The following is a 17,430-nucleotide window of genomic DNA, read 5'->3' on the forward strand; positions in this document are numbered from 1 at the left end:
GCTGGCAGACAAGATCCGTGTCAGCTTTAACGTCGTCTAACGGTCAGCCGGGCCGTCCGGGCCTAGGCGATGTGGTTAAATAGTCCTCCACGCGATGGATAAAGGGATCAGTCAGCTGTTTCATCGAAGGAATGGAAATGGTGACAGGGTGGCTTTGCGGATGCTCGAAGTCTTCAATCTGTTTTTTTACTTCGATTTCAATACTCTTATCAGCCAATTCCTTGGCTATGGCGATGAAACCGTTATCTAACGGATGGGCACGTTCACCCGCTTGTATGCCGGGATAGTTGACGGCAGGCTGAAAGTCACTAAGAAACGCTATCAGTCTGACCGAGGAGTAAACCCACGGCTGGGCATCAGAAACGAGCGTTCCATATAGGTTAATCAGAATGACACCGCTCAACAGTGCGCCCACCGAATGCCCCTGTACATCGATAAAGCTGAGCCTGGCTGGCGCTACTTTACTCCATGCATTGCGCAGGTACGGCTGCAGATTAAAAGCATTCAACAGATTTGCAATAATAGACAGAGGAAATAAAAGCAACGCTCCCAGCCCGACACCGATTAAAAGAAGGCCACCAAGCAGCGTAAATATAAAGGCTCCCAAGAGCAGCCATGCAGGCATATAAAAGACAAGCACTAGAAAGCCGACCGTAATATCAAATGATTGCGGTGGCACACCCAAGGCTTCCGCCACAATCAATCTTGAAATGACGGTTGACATCAGCAATACTAACAGGTGCAGCAGGACAATAGGGGTTTTACCAAACGGCTTATCCCACACAGAGATAAACCAGAGATAGATGCGCAAACATACAAACATAAAACCAACAACAAACCCTAGAGAGGCAATCAAAATGGCATTATTTAATATTGCAACACCCATTACCGCTGACAACAGTACTCCCAGCACTGTAACCCCGCAAGAAAGACTATAGAAACGCCCTGACCAGCTCATAGCTTTAAATTTAGCTTTTAGCCTTCCAAGCTCTGACATCATATTTCTCCTTTCTTAAATATTAGTCCATCGGGGTTTCGCATATGCTCCACCGCTTTAAGCGCTATTATCCATCCTGAGCCGCCCTGTAGCCCCTTGCTAAACCTGTTAGAGCAGTTTTTTAGATGGCTCGGATGCGGAATAAATTGCGAACCTAAACAGATTTTCTCGGTAGCCCCTGATATCTGGCTAACGCAGCTAGGAGCAGTCTCATCCGCGCATGTTAGCCCTACTCTGACTCACCGCGCCCCAATAAATGTGCAGCCTTGAGGCGCGGGTTTCGTGCTTAAGGCAGTCGATTCATATCTGCATCAAACCAGTGGCTGGCAGAGACATCATGCCCGCCTCTTAAGCGATATGTTCCGGTTACGCAGACGATGGTTTTTCCATCGGTCACACGGATTTCATCTATTTGTTCTAGGTTTGGATGTTCGCTGAGTTCCCGACATTTTTTCTCAAGAACATTGAATTTATCACCAAGAACAGCACGCAACTCATCCTCGCATGAACGGATTAATTGGGGGTCGAATTTACCGGCTCCGGTTCTTTCGCACTCACTCCAGGGAGCGCTTTCCTGGATGCACTTGAACTCAACCTCGAGGCCCTGCACAGAGCCTTGGTAAATTTCCACTGGGCGATTCTTCATCTTATGAAGAATCCGAGCCTTCGTTTTTTGCGTAATGCGCGGCCCTAGGTAAATTCGTTTCAGTGCAGGATCGGTATAAAGCTTTCGGCCCTCTTTTCCAGCAAGATACCGCCACTCTTTTTCATGCTGCCACTCCTGTCTCTTTTGCATTAATCGTTTAGTGATCAAATCCATTGTTTCAGAAATGGCAATCAGTTCAAATGTCAACTGAGGAGGAGCGCTTGAGTCATATACAACAGGCAGCAGTGGGGTTTCTTGCAGATCGCCGAGGGCTAATTCCTGCGTATCAAACTCCAGACAAAAGCCTGCAAAATTGCTTGCATAGTACGCCCACAGGGGGTAATCCAAATGGGTGCTTGACATGGATATTAAGCTTGATTTTTTTGCGGTCGCAGCCGTGCCGCTGAGCGTTTTCTTTGAAAACTCTAAAAAATCTTTTGGCATCAAGAACGCGAATCGATCTTCAGCAGGGTACTCGATCATCGCCTCCATTGGATCATTCATTTGATCAAAGCGGGGAGCATACAAATAGCTGCTGAAGATAGCGTCCAGCTCTCTTTTGACTAGGTCTGAACCCAGTGGGCGATATCGATAGAGTGTTGTTGGGCGGGTTGATTTATTTACTGATACCACGGAGGGGCACCCTCTATAGAAAATTCTGAATTTACACTACGGTAACTTTTCAACGACCTAACCGGAACTTCAAGCGCATAGGCGTTGATGCAGTGATGTCCATGCAAAGTGAAAGCGAGGAAAGGGTTTGCGCTGTGAGGCAACCGTTGGCTTGATATGCACTCACTGTGCAACGAAAAGATGGCGAGCCTTGCTCGGGCTCGCCCGTTCTTTTACTTGTTCAAATAGTCTCGTACGTGGTGCGACCACGTGCCGACCGCCGCAACCGCGTTCTTGAGCTGCGTTTCTGTGCATTTGAACGAAGCACACCAGTTTCTGATCTCGTCTGGATCATTGACGTCGATCCGCTTGGCATCCGCAGGGTGGGTGATGTGTTTGTTATCCGACATGATGACTATCCTTGATCATTGATGGCGAATTGCCATTTTCTTATCATCGGTTCGCGACGATAGATTTTCAAGGCCGGCCTGAGCGATTTTAGGTTCATCGGATGCTTGAGATCCTAAAAGCGCAGGGCACCGCGCGTGACGCTTGAATCCAGCCCTTCGCAGGCCTACCCTGCACGCGTCGAACAATCACCCAACACGTCAAGGAAGACTTCAAATGTGGGATGGCAGCGTTACTTTTGGCGACTCATGGGCCGGTTACATTGGCCGTGCGGATCAAAACACTGCTCACTCCCATGTCGCCATCCAACTGTGCATCGGCGTAGGCCAACCCGCCACCCTGGAGCTGCCGGGAAAAGTGATCCGTGCGGCAGGCGTGATCATCGGTCCCAACGTCGAACACCGTGCCGTGGCCGAAAGTCATCCGGTGGCATTTTTGTATGTCAGCCCGGACACGGCGTTGGGCCGTGCGCTCAATGCGTTGCTGCAAGACGATGGCATCGCCCTGGCCAGTGACGAACTGCTGGAGTGTTTTCGCCGTAGCACGTCCCTGTCGCACTTTGTCGACGCCCTCTCGCGGCTGCTGGCAATTACCCCGCCGATCGACCACAGGCTCTACAAAGCGCTGAATATTTTGCGCCTTGACCGCGACGGCCCTGGTTGCGTCAGTCGCGCAGCCCAAGCGGTGGGGTTGTCCAGCCCGCGCTTGCGCTGCGTCGCCACCCACCAGATGGGTGTTTCCCTCTCCCAATGGATCATCTGGAACAAATTGGAGCGCGCCTCCAAATCCCTCGCCGGTGGGTCGACGTTGTCGGACGCCGCTGCCGACGGCGGCTTCTCCGACCAGGCGCATCTGGCTCGCATGATGCGCCGCATGATTGGCATGACGCCGCGCACCGCCGCCGAGGTTTTGCGTAAGACAAGCGTTTCGTTCAAGACGCGCTGATATCAAAACGCCAATATCAATCGCATCTTATTCGCGACCACGTTAAGCGCTGAGCACAGGCTCCCAGAGCACCTCAGCGCCACCGAAAGTGAATAGAAGAGTGTTCGCCCGGGGCACCTGTGCCTGCGATTCGGCGAAACGCACCATGAATTCTTTCGATGAATCCGCAGGATGCGCCCTACATGTCAGCACAGCAAAAATTAACCGTCCTTCTCACTGGAGGCTCAGGGGTGCTCGGTGAGTCACTGATCGACTGCCTGGCAGAGGACTTTCACTTGGTCTGCCTGGCGCGCAAAAGCCGTATCCGCGATCCCCGAGTGGAAGTGCTCAAGGGTGATATTTGCAGCGCTGACCTGGGCTTGGCCAGCGACGTTTATGCGGCGCTGGTTGAGCGTGTCGACTGGGTGATCCACGCCGCGGCGGTGACGCGCCTGGACGGTGATATCGACCAGATCTTTTCGGTGAACTACCTCGGCACCGAAAACGTCGTGGCCTTTGTGCAGCACGCCAAGGTGCCGCTGTATCACATCAGCACCGCCTTTACTCACCCCTGCGACTATTACGAAGGCGTACAAGCAGAAACGCCTTACGAAGTCGCCAAGCGCCAGGCCGAAACCCTGGTGCGCTCGGCCGGCATCGACGTGTCGATCTTTCGTCCGTCCATCATTATTGGCGACGCCAGCACCGGGCATATGCCCAACTTCCAGGGTTTCCATATGACCATGGGGCTGATGATGTCTGGCGTGCTGCCCATCGTGCCCTGCCCGCCTGCTGGCTATGTCGACCTGATCGCCCGTGACGTCGCGGCGCGAGCGATCGCCAACGCGCTGCACCAGCGTTTGATCGGCGACGATTATTTTCTCACAAGCGGCCCGCAGGCCCTGGATCTGACGGGTCTGCTGGACCTGATGTGCCAGTCCATGGACACCCAGAAACAACCCTTCACACGGCCACGCTGCATGGCGCCGGACATTTATGAACGGTTGATCCGCCCGGTATTTCTACCGGCGCTGAGCGGCAATATCCAGGCCGCCCTGACCCGTGCCACCCAGTTGTGCCGCTATGCCTGCCTGCGCACGCCACTGCCCACTTCATTGCCGCAGTTACTCGGCGAGCCGGCATTCAGCCAACGCGATGTCAGCCGTGAGTTGCTGCTCTCGCTCAACCACCTGGCGCCCAAGCTGGGGGCTCTGACGCGCATGCTCAAGCAGCCGGTGACAACGCCCACAGAAGCGAGCGTGGCATGAACCACACTGTTATCGAACCTACTCTCGACGCCGCACAGGTCGACCAATACCTACGCCAGCACGTCAACTCAGGCTACGCACGCCTCGCGTCGCTGATGAACCTGCCAATCGAGCAGTCCAGCCGTGGCGTCTACATCTACGACGAGCAAGGCCGCCAATACCTGGATGCAGGCGGCTATGGCGTGTTTTTCCTCGGGCACGGCCACCCGGTCGTCGTGGAAGCGGTTACTCGGCAACTGCAGCAAAACGCTTTGGCCAGCAAGTTGTTGCTCAACCCACAACAGGCCTTTGCTGCCCACGCTCTGGCGGCACTGTGCCCGGGTGACCTTGACTATGTGTTCTTTTGCAACTCGGGCGCCGAGGCCACCGAAGCCGGCTTGAAACTCGCCCGCCTCAACGGTTGCCGCCGCACGCTGTCGACGCTCGGAGGCTTCCACGGCAAGACCCTCGGCGCCCTTGCGGTCACTGGCCGCGAGAGCTACCGAGAGCCTTTCAGCGGGTTGCTCAGCAACAGCGAGTTCGTGCCGTTTGGCGACAGCGTCGCGCTGGAGCAGCAACTGCGCGCATCGCCGGATAAGGCCTGTGTGATCCTCGAACCGATCCAGGCCGAAGCGGGGGTGATCCTGCCGCCATCCGGCTACCTCAGGCGCGTGCGCCAACTGTGCGATCAATATGGCGCCGTGCTGATTATCGACGAAATTCAGTCTGGCCTGGGTCGCACCGGCTATTGGTGGGGCTGCGATCAGGAACAGGTGGTGCCCGACATCATGCTGGTGGGTAAAAGCCTGTCCGGCGGCTGCGTACCGGTGAGCGCCATGGTGGCCCGCGCCGAGATCTACGCGCCGTTCAATCGCAACCCTACGGTCCATACCTCGACCTTCGGCGCCAACCCGCTGGCCATGGCGGCTGTGCAGGCCACGCTGCAAGTGATGGTGCAAGAAGACCTGGTCACGCGTGCCCGCCTGCTCGGCCAGGACCTGCACGCCCGCTTCAGCGCGCTGTTGCAGCAACAGGGCTTGGCCGAACGCGTGCAACTGCGCAGCGCGGGCTTGCTGCTGGGCTTTGAATTCGCCGAGGCCTCAATCGCCGCCAACATGGTCATGGCGCTGATCGAGCAACGCATCATTGTGTGCCACTCGCTCAATGACCACCGGGTGCTAAGGCTCACGCCGTCGCCACTGCTGACGGCCCAGGATTGCAACTGGCTGATCGAAGGCTTCGCCCAGGCGCTGACCACTTCGATGCCATCCCTTTAAATGGAGTTTTCCCCCATGCAAGAAGTCAACGTGCAGGCCCATATCCCCCATGCCTGCGCTGATGAAGTATTTGCGGTGATCAGCGATTTCAGCAACTACGTCGAGCTCTGCGAATCGGTGCGCAATATCAGCATCAACAAGGTCAGCGACCAGGTGTCGTTCACGTCCTGGGAGGTCAACTTCCACAGCGGCATTCTCAAGTGGCAGGAGCGTGACACCTTCAATGCCGACACCCGAGAGATTCATTTCGAGCAGATGGCCGGCGACGTCGATCACTTCTCCGGCACCTGGCACGTCTTGCCGGATGGCAAAGACGCGATCATCACCTTTAAATCACGCTTCGACCTGGGCCTGCCGATGCTCGCGGACATGCTCGACCCTGTGGCTAAACAAGCTATCCGGGACAACATCCACTCGATCATCACCGGCCTGTTTCCGGCGAGCTACTTGAAGGCCTGAACCATGTCACTGTCGTTACTCAATCGCTCACGCGATTTGCTTGAACGCTACGCCCCGGGTTTTGACGAGCGTTTGGCGGCCATTCCGAGTGCCCAGCGCGAAGCGCCACAGAGCGAGGTCATCGCCCTGTTCAAGCAACATGGCCCGGTAGGTCTGCTGGTCAACCGTGAAGCCGGCGGGCTGGGCGCGAACATCCTTGACGCGGTGCATGTGCAGATCGCCCTGGGCGCCCGCTCGCCCTCGCTGGCGGTGGCCAGCACCATGCACCAGTTTTCCGTGGCGAGCCTATTGGCACTCACGCAAAACGGCGGCGGCGCCGAAGGCCTGTTGCTGGCCGCCGTCGCGCAAAACCGCTTGCTGCTGTCTTCGGGGTTTGCCGAGGGCACCTCCGGAGCGGGCATTCTCGACTCGGCCATGCAGGCAGTGCACACCCCAGACGGGGTGTTACTCAGCGGCAGCAAGAAGCCCTGCTGCCTTGGGCAGTCGATGGACTTGCTCACCGCCAGCTATATCCGCCAAACCCCTGGTGGCGAAGAGCTGATGGTCGCATTGATTCCGGCCACTGCAGCGGGCATCAGCCGTAATCCTTTCTGGCAGAACAGCGCCCTGGCCGGCGCAGAAAGCATCGAAGTACGCCTCAACGAAGTGCTGGTGCCCGAGCGCATGGTGTTTTCCGCCGGTTACACGCACCAACTGGGCGACGTGCAAACCGTGGGTTTCATCTGGTTCGAACTGTTGATCTGCGCATCTTATGTGGGTGCCTGCGCCAGCCTGATCGAGTCGGTCACAGACGCCGCTCGCTGGACCGCGCATCACCGCGTGGACCTGGCAGCCGACCTGCAATTGGCGATCAGTGCCCTGGAAGGCGCGGCCCTGGATATCGAGCGTAACCCACAGGACTTGCCTAACGTGTTGGCCCGTCTGCTGCTGGTGCGTTATGGCATCGAGCAACGGCTTGCCCAGCTCTCCGACCAGGCCCACGCCATGTTGGGCGGGATGGCGTTCATCACCAGCAACCTGAGTTCCAACGGACTGATGGCCTGCCGCGGCTTGCAATTTCATCCACCGGCCAGGATCTCGATGGCGACCAACCTTGACACCTACCTGTCCGCATCAACCTTCAGCATGACCGGAGCGCACTCATGAACCTGCTCGGAAAAACCATTGTTATCACCGGTACCGCGCGCGGCCTGGGTTTCGCCGCGGCCAGCAAGCTCAAGCGACTGGGCGCCACCGTGATTGGCCTCGATATCCTCGCACCGCAAGACAGCGGCCTGCTGGACGCGTTTTATCAAGTCGACCTGTGTGACCGCCACGCCGTGGCCAACGTGATCAGCGCTATCAGCACCGATTTCGGCGACATCGACATTCTGGTCAATAACGCCGGCACCCTGACACTGGAACGCGGCGAAACCGGGGTCACCGATGAGGTGACCCGCGCAGTGGACGTCAACCTGTTCGCGCCTTGGCAACTGACTTCGGGGTTCCTGCCGGGGCTACTGCGAAAGCGCGGCAAAGTGGTCAACGTGTCCTCATTGTTCGCGCTGGTGAATGCGCCCTACGTGGCCGCCTATGCTGCGAGCAAACGGGCGCTGAGCGCTTATTCGGATGTGCTGCGCATGCAGTATCGCGGGAAGCTTGACGTGGTCACGGTGTACCCGGGGTTCATCGACACGGCGATCCACTTGCCCGCGCAGCGTGTGGGCCTGTCGGTCAAACGCCTGGTGACCTTCAAGTGGGGTGACAAGACCCTGCTGTCCCTGGAAGAAAAACTGGATGCCGCCGCGAACGGCCTGGTGCGCGCCTGCCAGAAAAATGGCCTGCGCAACCGGGGGCTGACGTTCATGGGCACGCTGGCCATGTACACCGCGCGCAGCGTGCCGAGCGTGGTCGATGCCTTTATCGCCATGCGCCTGCGTACGCTCACGCGTGGCGGTCATCTGGTGCTCAACCCTGAACTGATCGAGTAAGCCCTCGCCAATGGCCAGCCATTTACACCCCAAGCCCCAGGTCCGACTCGACCGTGCCTTGTTCAAGGCCCGATCGAGGGAATCCTTGCTGATCATCGCCTACACCTTGAGCCTGTACCTGCTGCCACTCGCGCTGTTTGTGTGGGTGGCCAACACAGCCTCCACCCTGTGGACGCTGGTGTGTTTGCCATTGGTGGTATTGGCGGGATATGGGTTATTTCTGCAAGCGATCCTTGGGCATGAAGGCTTCCACTTCAACCTGAGCGCGAACCCCATGCGCAGTTGCTACCTGGGCATTGCTACCAGTTCGCTGCTGCCGGGGTTCTGTGTGACCGGTTACTTCGTCGACCATTGGCAACACCACCGGTACAGCAACAGCGCGAAAGACCCGGACTACCAGCTCTTTTCGCGTTATCACACACTGGCGAGCCGCATCACCCTGTCGCGCTTGATTGCCACCCTGCGTTATCTGCAGACCACCTGGCGCCTGGCGTTCGGGCCATTGGTCAATCCTTCGGCGCTGCCGTTGAGTTCGGCGCAAGTGCAATGGCTGGCCCGCTGCAATATCGCCTGCCAGGTTGTATGGCTCAGCCTGTATGGGCTGGCTATCTGGCTAGTCGACGGCCTGTTGTTGGGGTTTTCCTTGAGCCTGGCGGTGGCGTTCCTGCTGTCGGCGGTCAACGCTTATCAGGAACATGCTTTCGACACAGGCCATCTGTTGCCGCCAGCGCGTTCACGCACTTCGCGTCTCAACACCTGGCTGCACGCGGGCTCGAACTTTCACCTGGAACATCATTTTTACCCCGCGGTGCCTTGCTGGCGACTGCCCAAGGTACACCGTCAACTGCTGGAAGCGGGATGGTACGAAAGCCGGCAATACCTGCTGGAAAAGCACTTTGTGCGCTCCTTCCGGTACGCCACCGGTCGCCATCCTTATCGTACAAACACGGTAAACGACACACACCCTTAATTTCCGATGGATTTTGGGCCTGACCCTTCAGGCCGCAGGAGCACGCATGCCTTTTGATATCGACAGCCACATTGAAACCGAGCGCGAACAGCTGTTCAGTCACCCACTGTTCGGCAGTATCCGCAGCGTAGAAGATGTACGCACCCTGATGGAGTTTCACGTGTTCGCCGTCTGGGACTTCATGACCTTGCTCAAGCGTATCCAGCGCGACCTCACGTGCGTGGAGTTGCCCTGGGTACCGCCGGTCCACATCACCGCCGCGCGCCTGATCAACGAAATCGTGGTGGGTGAAGAGACCGACGAGCACCCCGCGGGCGGTTTTATCAGCCACCTGGACCTGTACCTCGCCGCCATGGATGAAATCGGCGCCGACAGCAGCGTATTCCGCTGCTTCCTGGCCGCCATCCAGGCCAAGGTGCCTCTGGCTAAGGCGCTCAACGACGCGCAGATTCCGACGGCCGCCAAAGTGTTCATGTGCCAGACCCTCGATGTTGCACAACACGGCAGCACCGAAGCGGTCCTGGCGTACTTCTTCTTCGGGCGTGAAGACATTATCCCCGACATGTTTGGTCGCCTGCTGTCGCAATGGTCGGTCAGTGAACGCGATGTACCGATGCTCACGTATTACTTGAAGCGCCACATCGAGATGGATGGTGACGATCACGGCCCGGCGGCCAAACGCATCATCGCCGAAATCGTCACCAGCCCCGCGCAACACCTGCACATGGTCGAGAGTGCGAAAACCGCAATCAACTCACGGATTGACCTGTGGAATGGCGTGCATCAGTTCCTGCTGGACAAGGCTCAGCCGACGGTGAGCCGTCCTGCGCGGGAGGTCCACACCGTTTCTGAGCCTGCTTGACCTCAACGCGCATCGACAGGGAGTACCACATGACCAAAGGCAAGTTGATAAAACTGACGCTGTGTGGCGTCGTGGTCGGCGGGTTGCTGATTCTGGGCTGGCAGCGCTGGCAGTATTCCAGCACTTACGTGAGTACCGACAACGCCGAACTCGACGGGGTGATCATCCCGGTACGGGCCAAGCTTTCGGGCGTGGTGATCAGTGTGCCGGTGGTGGACAACGTCAGGGTACAAAGCGGCGACCTGCTGTTTCAGATCCGCGACAGCGAGTACCGCTATCAGTTGCAGCAGCGCGAAGCACAGTGGCAAGCATTGCTCGCCGCCGCCGGGCGCGCAGGCGTGCCGGGCGCGCTGGACAGTCAGGTGCTCGGCGCGGTGGCCATGCGCGAGGCCGCGCAGGCGGCCCTGGCTCAAGCAAGCGCCAACCTTGAGCAAGCGCGCAACGACTACCAGCGTGCCCGTCGCCTCGGCGCCCAAGGCGTGCTGAGCACCCAGGACCTGGAAGTGGCCAAGGCGCGTTTCGACGCCCTCAGCCACGCCCAGGGAGTGGCGCGCAGCAACGCCCAGGCCGCCGCTCAAAGTACCTTGGCCAACAAAGCCGAACTCAAGGTGCAGGACTATCGGATCGCGGCCGCGCAAGCGGAGCTGGAACAATCCAGGATCCAGCTCAACGACACCCGCCAGACCGCGCCGATGCGCAGCATTGTCTCGAAAAAAGAGGTGGAACCCGGCCAGTTTGTGGTCGCTGGCCAAAAACTCATGAGCCTGATCGCCACCGACGCACTGTGGATTACCGCCAACTTCAAGGAGACCCAGGTGGGCCGCGTGCGCGTGGGCCAGACTGCCCGTGTCACCGTGGACGCCTTCCCCGGGCACGCCTTCGACGGCGTCGTCGAAAGCCTGGCACCGGCCACCGGAGCCAAGTTCTCATTGTTGCCCCAGGAGAATGCCACGGGCAACTTCACCAAGGTGGTGCAGCGCGTGCAGGTACGCATCGCGCTCCACGATGTGCCGGATGACTACAAGCCGCTGTTGAGCCCGGGCATGAGCGCGTTTGTCGAAGTGGCCGCACCTGACGACACCGGCCACACGCTATGAAGTCGCCCTATCTGATTGCGCTGACCGTCACGCTGGTGTCGATGATGGAGCTGCTCGATGTCACCATCGTCAACGTAGCGATTCCCAGCCTGATGGGCACCTACGGGGCGTCGGTGGATGAAATCTCCTGGGTCTCCACCGGTTATGTGGTGGCCAACGTGGTGATTCTGCCGGTCAGTGGCTGGCTGTCGGCGTGGTTCGGCCGGCGGACTTATTACCTGGTCTCTACCGCGCTGTTCGTGCTGGCATCGTTGGGTTGCGCGATGTCTGCCGAACTTTGGCAACTGGTCGCGTTCCGGGTGCTGCAAGGCCTGGCGGGCGGCGGGTTGCTGGGGATTTCCCAGGCAATCATCTACGACGTGTTCCCCAAGGAAAAGGTCAGCAGCGGCATGGCGCTTTACGGCGTGGGCGTGATGATGGGGCCCACCTTGGGTCCGACCGTCGGCGGCTACCTGATCGACACGTTGTCGTGGCATTGGATCTTCCTGATCAACTTGCCGATCGGTGCCGTGGCCTTGTTGTTGTGCTGGCTGTGCATCAACGACTCGCCCAACGAACAAAAACCTTCCAGTGTCGACTACAGCGGCTTTTGTTTGCTGGCGCTAGGCGTGGGCAGCCTGCAGATCCTGCTGGAGCGCGGCGAGCACTGGGACTGGATGGCGTCCAACTGGACCGTGGCCTGCCTGTTGCTCAGCAGCTTCAGCCTGGTGGGTTTCTTCTGGTGGGAGCGGCGTGTGGCCAACCCGATCGTCAACGTCGCGCTGTTCCAGAACCGCGAATTCCTGATGGGGTGCATCTGCGCGTTCTGCGTGGGCTTCGGGCTGTACAGCACGTTGTTCATGGTGCCGCTGTTCTTGCAGACCCTGCTGGCGCAGAGCGCTTACCAGAGCGGGTTGGTGATTTTCCCTGGGGCGGTGGCCAGCGCCATCAGCACCTTGGTGATCGGCAAGCTGTCCCAGGAAAACAAGATCGACGAGCGTGTGTTCGTCACCCTGGGCATTGTCATGTACTGCTATGCGATGTTCCTGCACACCCAGTTCACTCTCGACAGTAACCCCGACTCGCTGTACTGGCCCTTGGTGATCCGCGGCCTGGGGCTGGGCATGATCTTCGTGCCGCTGACCAACCTGGCGATGCGTCGCCTGCCGCTGACATTGATCTCCGGCGCCTCAGGCGTACTCAACCTGATGCGCCAGTTGGGGGGCAGCGTGGGCATCGCCATCGCAGCCACCTTGCTCACACGGTTCTCGTGGGAACGCTATCGCCTGCTCTCCGAGCATGTCACCGAATCGAGCCTGGTGGCCAGTGGTTGGGGAGGTGTGGAAACCGACCCGTTGTTTCTTTCCCTGGGCTTGGCGAGCCATCAACAAGCCCTGGCCCTGATGCCTTACCTGCAAGCGCGCGAACAAGGGCAAATGCTGGCGTTCAGCATGCTGTTCGGCACCTTGGGAGCGGTGATGGCCATCGGGATTCCCATGGTGCTGATGATGCGCAGAAGCCACATCAGTCGATAAATCTTTCAGTGGAGCACACCCCTTGCGTATTCCAGGCCTGCATCTGAACACCACCCCGCTGCTCATGCCGCTGTATTGGCTGGCACTCGCCTGCGCGCCCACTCAGGTGTTGGCAGATGACTTGTACCAGCTGTACCAGAAGGCGTTGACCCACGACATGCAGTTCGCCGCCGCCCAGGCCCAGCAATTGGCCACGGCAGAAAAGGAACCGCAAAGCCGTGCCAACCTGCTGCCGGACCTGTCTGTCACCGGCGGCGCGGCCTGGGTCGATGCCGAGGATTCCTCCGACTATCATCGCAACCGCAATAACACCAACGCCTACGCCGTGGTCCTCACACAGCCGCTGCTGCGTTGGCAGAATGTGATCGCACACGACCAAAGCAAACTGTTGATCAGCGCCAGTGAACTGCACACCGAACAGGCGCGCCAAGCGCTGATGCTGCGCGTCGCCCGCGCTTATTTCGACGTACTGCTCAATCAGGAACTGTTGAACACCCGCACACAACAGCTACAAACCTTGCGCGAGAGCCAGACGCGCAGCCAGCGACTGCTGGCCGACGGCGCCACCACCGCTAATGCGCTCGCCCAGGTGCAGGCCAAGTACGACCAGGCATTCGCCGAACAGGTGGCGGCCCGTGGCGCACTGGACATTGCCAACGAAACGCTCACCCAATTAACTGCCGCACAGGCAGGCCCGTGGTCAGGCAAAGAGCCGCAGTTCAGTGCCCCGGTGCCCGCTGCCATCGATGATTGGGCCACGACCGCGCAACAAGGCAACCTTGCCGTACAGGCGGCGCAGATTGCCCAGCGCCTGGCCGAAATGGACATCGACAAGGAACGGGCCGGCCATTTGCCGACCCTGGATCTGATCGCCGCCCATGGCCGCTTCGCCTCTGTCGGCGGTGATGTCTACGATGTGACGTTGCCGGAAAACCGCTATAACCAGACCGTGGTCGGGGTCAAACTGAGCGTTCCTCTCTACAGCGGTGGCCGCACCAGCAGTCGCGTGCGCGAAGCCCATGCACTGCAAAGCAAGGCGGCGGACGAAGTCGAAGATGCACGTCGCAACGCCGGGCTGAAGGCGCGCCAGGCTTACCTGCAAGTCACCAACGGCATGAGCCAATACCAGGCACTCAAGCAGGCCTTGAACTCTAGCCAGATCAACCTTGCCGCCGTGACCCACGGCTTCGAAGCCGGTTCCCGCATCAACACCGACGTGCTGGATGCCCAACAAAAAGTCACCGATACCCAGCAACGCCTGGCCCAACAACGTTATGCGATCCTGATGGCCCAGTTGCACCTGTTGGCATCCACCGGCAACCTGAGCGACGCGCGCCTGCGGGATATCAGTCATACGCTGAACTGACGCACTGATCAGTAATGCGCTGACATTCGCTCAACGTGAGGGCTGATTTGGATTAAGCTTGGGCATCTCAAAAATGGAACACTGCCCATGTTCGACCTCAACGAACTCTTCCTCTACGCCAAGGTGGTCGAGCACGGCGGGTTTGCGGCGGCGGGTCGAGCGTTGAACCTGCCCAAATCGACCTTGAGCCGCAGGGTCAGCCAGCTTGAAGCCAGGCTGGGGGCACGGCTGATACAGCGTTCGACGCGCCAATTCCAGGTGACCGATATCGGCCATGCCTATTACCGCCATTGCGTGGCGATGATTGCCGAAGCCGAGTCAGCAGAAGATGTGATTGCCTTCAACAAATCAGAGCCGCGGGGCGTGATCCGCTTGAGCTGCACCACCGCATTGCTCAACTACTGGGTGGCGCCGATGCTCGCCCAATTCATGGCGCAATGCGCCAGCGTCGAACTGAACGTGAAGAGCTTCAACCGCAAGGTCGACATCATCAGCGAAGGCTATGACATGGCCTTGAACCTGTGTTTCCCACCGCTGGAAAGCAGTGAGCTGGTCATGAAGGTACTGGCTAAAAGTCCTCAGGTACTGGTGGCGAGCGCGACTTTTTTGCAGGACGCTCCCCTGCCCTCGCTACCGGCTGACCTTGCCGGGCTGGCGACTATCCATTGGGGCAACCCGTTGCTTCAATACCTGTGGGACCTGACCGGGCCGGACGGCGCGACGGCCCAGGTCGCGCACACGCCGCGCCTGGTCAGTGATGACATGTCGACCCTGAAAAATGCAGCACTGGCGGGCGTGGGCATCGCCAACCTGCCCCAAGTCGTCGTGAAAGACGAGTTGGCCGATGGCCGCCTGATTGCCGTATTGCCTGAATGGCAACCCGCTGAAGGCGTGATCACCGCCGTGTTCCCCTCCAGGCGCGGGCTGATGCCGTCGGTGCGGTCCTTGATCGACTTTCTGGGCGATGCGTTCGAGGCGCCGTGATCTTAACTAGCCGCCGTTGCATGAACCAAAGCTAGGCCGGCTACATCATAGACCACACTGTCATATTCAAATGCCAGGTAAAATTGAGCCTGGATGGTATCTTTGTCACCGTCCTTGAATCTTTTTATATTCAATTTCCCACTGTCCGCCTTGATGAGCGACGGTAAAGCAAAAGTAGCATTAACACCTGCCTCATCCCTGCTTACGTCATGCTCGCCATCTTTTATAGGTGGCGGCATCTTGAAGGTGAGCAGCTCAAATCGCCCCGTCTCCTCTTCATTAAGGCTCCCACGAAGAATAAGAACGCCATCGTCCGACTCATAATAGCGGAACTCTAATGCCCTCCAAAATTCCTCTACCATAGGAAAGGGAGGAGCAAACATGAAGTTAAAATAATCAGCGCCGACCTTTGAATTCTTCGCTGCGCCAGAAGACTCGCTGGGTTTAGTGTTATTCATGGCTCAATTCCTTGAACTGATTGATTAATCTACGCTCGGCATTTCGAGAGCCCTCCGGGCATGAATATCAGCCTACGCAAACGCCATTAATCAAACTACTGTCAGACTTCTCAGTTGACAGCTGCGCCATGTGATGCGCATTAGCTTCTGGCCGAATCAGCGACACCACTGCCCATCGATACCTACTCGGGCTGCATCCATGCATTCGCTGCAACAGTCTTTTGTCATCAATCACATTGATAGCTCCCTAACAAAAGCCCCATGCTAGAGGGCTGACTCCGCGCTTATATCATTCCGAATGATAGTTACCTTTGCTTCATTCGATTCGTGACCTAGCACCTCCCCGCGCATGATCCGCCCATCTCAAATACATTGGCGGATGCACCTCATGGAACAGTCACTCAAACTTTTGCGCTTCCCCTTGGCGATCTTGGCCGTGGTGGTGATGAGCGCGTGCGGCAAGTCTCCCGAACAAGCGGCCGCCATGCCCCCAGCCAAGGTCAGCGTGGCCAAGGTGCTGGAACAGCCGGTCAACGAGTGGGACGAGTTCACCGGGCGCCTTGAAGCGCCGGAAACCGTGCAGATTCGTCCGCGGGTGTCCGGCCAGATTGACCAAGTCGCTTTTACTGAAGGCGCTTTGGTCAAGAAAGGCGACCTGCTGTTCCAGATCGACCCGCGCCCGTTCCAGGCCGAAGTGCGCCGCCTGGAGGCTCAACTGGCTCAGACCAAAGCCGCCGCCACCCGCAGCGAAAACGAAGCGCAACGTGGCGAACGCCTGCGCCAGAGCAATGCGATCTCTGCCGAACTGGCCGACTCGCGCACCACCGCCGCCCAGGAAGCCCGCGCCGCGATGGCCGGGATCCAGGCGCAGTTGGACCTGGCCAAGCTGAACCTGAGTTTTACGCGCGTGACCTCGCCCATCAGTGGCCGCGTCAGCCGTGCCGAAATCACCGCCGGCAACCTGGTGACCGCCGATACCACCGCGCTGACCAGCGTGGTCTCCACCGACAAGGTTTACGCCTACTTCGACGCCGATGAGCGTGTATTCCTCAAGTACACCGAACTGGCCCGTGAAGGCCGGCGTGGCGCCACCACCCCGGTGTATCTGGGCCTGTCCAACGAAACCGGCAACCCGCACCTGGGCCAGATGAACTTCGTCGACAACCAGGTCAACCCGGCCACCGGCACCATCCGTGGCCGCGCGGTGTTCGACAACAGCAAGGGCGAATACACCCCTGGCCTGTATGCGCGTTTGAAGCTGGTCGGCAGCGGCACCTATTCGGCGGTGTTGATCAATGACGAAGCCGTCGGCACCGACCTGGGCAAGAAATTCGTGCTGGTGATGGACGGCGACAAGCCGGCTTATCGCGCGGTGGAACTGGGGCCGAAAATCGAAGGCTTGCGCATCGTGCGCAGCGGCCTGACCAAGGATGACACCGTGATCGTCAAGGGCCTGCAACGCGTGCGCCCTGGCTCGCCGGTCGCACCGGAAACCATTCCGATGGCCAGCAAGGAAACCCTCGCCGCCTTGGCCCAACAACGACAAGCGCTTGAAGCCAGCAACCTGGAGCAAGTGGCGCCGGAAAAACCCGCGCCCAAGCTCGCAAGCGTCGCGACTCCACGCGGTTAAGGGATACGA

17 protein-coding genes are annotated in these 17,430 nt (G+C 58.7%); 13 read left to right on the forward strand and 4 right to left on the reverse strand.

Going from position 1 to position 17,430, the window contains the following annotated elements; all coding sequences use genetic code 11:
* Window positions 1-43: 43 nt before the first annotated feature.
* The 3 genes from RHM69_RS05830 to RHM69_RS05840 all read right to left on the reverse strand — a co-directional run bounded on the left by RHM69_RS05830 (window position 44) and on the right by RHM69_RS05840 (window position 2,665).
* Window positions 44-997 carry a hypothetical protein gene (locus RHM69_RS05830; RefSeq protein WP_102666173.1) on the reverse strand — a complete coding sequence of 318 codons (954 nt, stop codon included), beginning with the start codon at window positions 995-997 and terminating at the stop codon, window positions 44-46.
* A 286-nt stretch (window positions 998-1,283) separates the two neighbouring features.
* Window positions 1,284-2,276 (reverse strand): DUF2971 domain-containing protein, encoded by a 993-nt coding sequence (locus tag RHM69_RS05835; RefSeq protein ID WP_224796987.1) that lies wholly within the window; start codon window positions 2,274-2,276, stop codon window positions 1,284-1,286.
* Window positions 2,277-2,488: 212 nt separating this feature from the next.
* Complete coding sequence (locus tag RHM69_RS05840) at window positions 2,489-2,665, reverse strand: DUF3606 domain-containing protein (protein WP_005788478.1); 177 nt, start codon at window positions 2,663-2,665, stop codon at window positions 2,489-2,491.
* Between the two features lie 214 nt (window positions 2,666-2,879).
* Here RHM69_RS05840 and RHM69_RS05845 point away from each other — a divergent pair, with 214 nt between their 5' ends.
* From RHM69_RS05845 to RHM69_RS05900, 12 genes are all read left to right on the forward strand, one after another.
* Window positions 2,880-3,608: an AraC family transcriptional regulator gene (locus RHM69_RS05845; protein WP_019820103.1), complete on the forward strand. Its 729-nt coding sequence runs from the start codon at window positions 2,880-2,882 to the stop codon at window positions 3,606-3,608.
* Window positions 3,609-3,790: 182 nt separating this feature from the next.
* Window positions 3,791-4,855: an SDR family oxidoreductase gene (locus RHM69_RS05850; protein ID WP_073844838.1), complete on the forward strand. Its 1,065-nt coding sequence runs from the start codon at window positions 3,791-3,793 to the stop codon at window positions 4,853-4,855.
* Window positions 4,852-6,111: an aspartate aminotransferase family protein gene (locus RHM69_RS05855; protein ID WP_014718386.1), complete on the forward strand. Its 1,260-nt coding sequence runs from the start codon at window positions 4,852-4,854 to the stop codon at window positions 6,109-6,111. Before RHM69_RS05850 ends, RHM69_RS05855 begins: the two co-directional genes overlap by 4 nt.
* 15 nt (window positions 6,112-6,126) lie before the next feature.
* Window positions 6,127-6,570, forward strand: coding sequence for a type II toxin-antitoxin system RatA family toxin (locus tag RHM69_RS05860; protein WP_019820107.1), 444 nt, complete (start codon window positions 6,127-6,129; stop codon window positions 6,568-6,570).
* Window positions 6,571-6,573: 3 nt separating this feature from the next.
* The gene (locus RHM69_RS05865) at window positions 6,574-7,716 is read left to right on the forward strand and encodes an acyl-CoA/acyl-ACP dehydrogenase (RefSeq protein WP_014718384.1); all 1,143 of its coding nucleotides are present in this window, start codon (window positions 6,574-6,576) and stop codon (window positions 7,714-7,716) included.
* Window positions 7,713-8,540 (forward strand): SDR family NAD(P)-dependent oxidoreductase, encoded by an 828-nt coding sequence (locus tag RHM69_RS05870; protein ID WP_106111139.1) that lies wholly within the window; start codon window positions 7,713-7,715, stop codon window positions 8,538-8,540. The genes RHM69_RS05865 and RHM69_RS05870 overlap by 4 nt, the downstream gene beginning before the upstream one ends.
* Window positions 8,541-8,550: 10 nt before the next feature.
* Window positions 8,551-9,510, forward strand: a complete 960-nt coding sequence (locus tag RHM69_RS05875; RefSeq protein ID WP_014718382.1) for a fatty acid desaturase family protein — start codon at window positions 8,551-8,553, stop codon at window positions 9,508-9,510.
* A 46-nt stretch (window positions 9,511-9,556) separates the two neighbouring features.
* On the forward strand, window positions 9,557-10,372 hold the full coding sequence (locus RHM69_RS05880) for a DUF3050 domain-containing protein (RefSeq protein WP_103451302.1): 816 nt from the start codon (window positions 9,557-9,559) through the stop codon (window positions 10,370-10,372).
* A 29-nt stretch (window positions 10,373-10,401) separates the two neighbouring features.
* A complete protein-coding gene (locus RHM69_RS05885; RefSeq protein WP_032902184.1) occupies window positions 10,402-11,469 on the forward strand; it encodes an HlyD family secretion protein in 1,068 nt (355 codons plus the stop codon).
* On the forward strand, window positions 11,466-12,983 hold the full coding sequence (locus RHM69_RS05890) for a DHA2 family efflux MFS transporter permease subunit (protein WP_014718379.1): 1,518 nt from the start codon (window positions 11,466-11,468) through the stop codon (window positions 12,981-12,983). The genes RHM69_RS05885 and RHM69_RS05890 overlap by 4 nt, the downstream gene beginning before the upstream one ends.
* Window positions 12,984-13,005: 22 nt before the next feature.
* Window positions 13,006-14,349 (forward strand): TolC family outer membrane protein, encoded by a 1,344-nt coding sequence (locus tag RHM69_RS05895; protein WP_014718378.1) that lies wholly within the window; start codon window positions 13,006-13,008, stop codon window positions 14,347-14,349.
* Between the two features lie 87 nt (window positions 14,350-14,436).
* On the forward strand, window positions 14,437-15,333 hold the full coding sequence (locus RHM69_RS05900; RefSeq protein ID WP_019820111.1) for a LysR substrate-binding domain-containing protein: 897 nt from the start codon (window positions 14,437-14,439) through the stop codon (window positions 15,331-15,333).
* Between the two features lie 2 nt (window positions 15,334-15,335).
* On the opposite strand, the gene RHM69_RS05905 is transcribed toward RHM69_RS05900, so the two are convergent.
* On the reverse strand, window positions 15,336-15,791 hold the full coding sequence (locus RHM69_RS05905; protein ID WP_019820112.1) for a hypothetical protein: 456 nt from the start codon (window positions 15,789-15,791) through the stop codon (window positions 15,336-15,338).
* A 388-nt stretch (window positions 15,792-16,179) separates the two neighbouring features.
* Here RHM69_RS05905 and mexE point away from each other — a divergent pair, with 388 nt between their 5' ends.
* Entirely contained in the window at window positions 16,180-17,421 is a 1,242-nt protein-coding gene (gene mexE, locus RHM69_RS05910; protein WP_038452140.1) for a multidrug efflux RND transporter periplasmic adaptor subunit MexE, read from the forward strand.
* Window positions 17,422-17,430 lie beyond the last annotated feature (9 nt).

The sequence above is a fragment of the Pseudomonas sp. CCI1.1 genome (genome assembly GCF_034348165.1).
Classification (GTDB): domain Bacteria; phylum Pseudomonadota; class Gammaproteobacteria; order Pseudomonadales; family Pseudomonadaceae; genus Aquipseudomonas; species Aquipseudomonas paracarnis.